The sequence below is a fragment of the Bartonella queenslandensis AUST/NH15 genome, assembly GCF_000312585.1.
Classification (GTDB): Bacteria; Pseudomonadota; Alphaproteobacteria; order Rhizobiales; family Rhizobiaceae; genus Bartonella; species Bartonella queenslandensis_A.
Map to the genome: position 1 here is coordinate 66,407 of NZ_HE997985.1, position 1,906 is coordinate 68,312.

Consider the following 1,906-nt stretch of genomic DNA (forward strand, 5'->3'; position numbering starts at 1 on the left):
TTAAAACCACTGAAGGACGACCACGGCACTATTATTTTACAAGACAAACAGATAGGGCTGAAATTGATACAGTAGAGGACAATGCAGAGGCAAAAGATGGTTCTGTTAAAGAGCATGATCTTTGTCCATTATTATCTAAATTTTTATGGTCAGAGCTTGCAGTTTATAGCAAGCGCATTAATGAGAAATGTTCCCATAATAATAAACATGGTTTGGGCGGGAATAAATGGCTTTATCCAGATCTTGTAGGAATACAAGATTTAAGTAAAGAATGGGATCGTGAAATCAAAGACTGCGTTTTGCAATATTTTGATAAAAAGACGAAGCTTTGGTCTTTTGAAGTCAAAATTCTCATCAATCGTTCAAATTTACGAAAAGCATTTTTTCAAACGGTTAGCAATTCTTCATAGGCTAATTTTAGTTATTTAGTAGCTAGTGAAGTTGAAGGTGTTAATACATTAAAAGAACTTCGGATGCTTTCAAGTTTGCATGAAATTGGATTTATAAGACTCGACAAGGAAAACGCTTCTGAGAGTGAGATCATCATTCCAGCGAAAGAACGTAGTGATATTGATTGGGATACTGCTAATAGATTAGTGGAGGAAAACAAAGATTTTCTTCATTATATCAAGCTCATTCGTCAATTTTATCAAACCGGCGAGATGCGCCCATCTGATTGGGATCATATGTATCCATGAAGGGTATTAAAAAAGTCTCTATTGTTTAAATGCTCTTTTATTCAGAGTATAAAAAATTACTCTAACTACTTTATTTGACTGATTATATTAATTTATTTAGAGATTAAACTATTACAGTATTCAATAATTTCAAGCGATTATACTAATATTGAATCAATAAAATTTTCATGTCTGCACCAAGCTCTGATGGGTGAAAATTCTATTTTAAATCCATTTAACTTTATGCGTGGGGCGTGATTTTATTAGATACTAGATTTAATGACTATAACTTACTACATATTTGTTACTGTAGAGAATGAAATTAAACTTTGCTGCTTCTATATGGCGCCTCTAATTAATAAAAGAAAGCAGCAACACCAAGGAAATACCATAAGAAAAAAAATGGAAAACTAATTCTCCACAAATGAAGGACTTTTACAAGTTAAAGCAAGCATTGAAAATATCATTTATCGTGTTGAAGCCTTCTTATAGAGAATTTCTCCTGATATTTTCTCAGTACGATTTACTGTTCTTTCTGATATTATTAAGTTGTTTATTGTCTGCAATTAAACATTCAAAAAAGTATCAATTATTTCAAATAATTACATAATCTACTTAATTTATTAAAATATAAAAAAATAAACTCCTATCACATTTTATATTATAATTAAAGAGAGTGCGCACTATCACAGGTTAGCACAAGACTCTTTTTATTTTTCAATAATGCCGCACGCCAGACGTGCTCCACCTCCGCCAAGCGGTAATGGTTTATCTGATTGATTATCAGCGCCTAAATGAATCATTAACGAGCGTCCTGTAATTTCAGAAATTTTTTTCAATCGTGGAGCAAGAACACTCATCGTAGCATTCCCTTGCTTATCAACATAAAGTGTTGGTAAATCACCGAGATGGCCAATGACATTATAAGGTCCTAAATGTTTTCCGGTATGCTCAGGGTCATAATGTCCACCTGCACTTCCACCAATTATACCATTTTTTGTATCACATGAAGGATTTACATGCACATGAAAACCATGCATTCCTTCTGGTAAAGCAGATAAATTAGGGATAAAAATCAAACCGTGTGCATTTTCTTCAATTTTAATGCTACCAATAGCCTTTTTGTAATTATTATCTTCTAGTTTATAAATATTTACTTTTGTTGATAGCGCTAATGCACAACTTTTATGCATTAAAAATGCCATAAAAACTAATAATGATAAGAATAT

At 32.1% G+C, this 1,906-nt stretch carries 2 protein-coding genes and 1 pseudogene; 2 read left to right on the top strand and 1 reads right to left on the bottom strand.

Annotated elements, in window-relative coordinates; all coding sequences use genetic code 11:
- Window positions 1-410 (top strand): annotated as a pseudogene (locus BN338_RS12060) (HrgA protein); the annotation flags it as partial.
- Between the two features lie 63 nt (window positions 411-473).
- A complete protein-coding gene (locus BN338_RS12065) occupies window positions 474-698 on the top strand; it encodes an HrgA protein (protein ID WP_198003666.1) in 225 nt (74 codons plus the stop codon).
- 689 nt (window positions 699-1,387) lie between these two features.
- Here the strand turns inward: BN338_RS12065 and sodC are convergent.
- Entirely contained in the window at window positions 1,388-1,906 is a 519-nt protein-coding gene (gene sodC, locus BN338_RS02350; RefSeq protein ID WP_083868423.1) for a superoxide dismutase family protein, read from the bottom strand.

Excerpts from the sequence above, each read along its gene's own strand:
- BN338_RS12065 (WP_198003666.1), top strand. The coding sequence starts at position 474 with ATGCTTTCAAGTTTGCATGAAATTGGATTTATAAGACTCGACAAGGAA.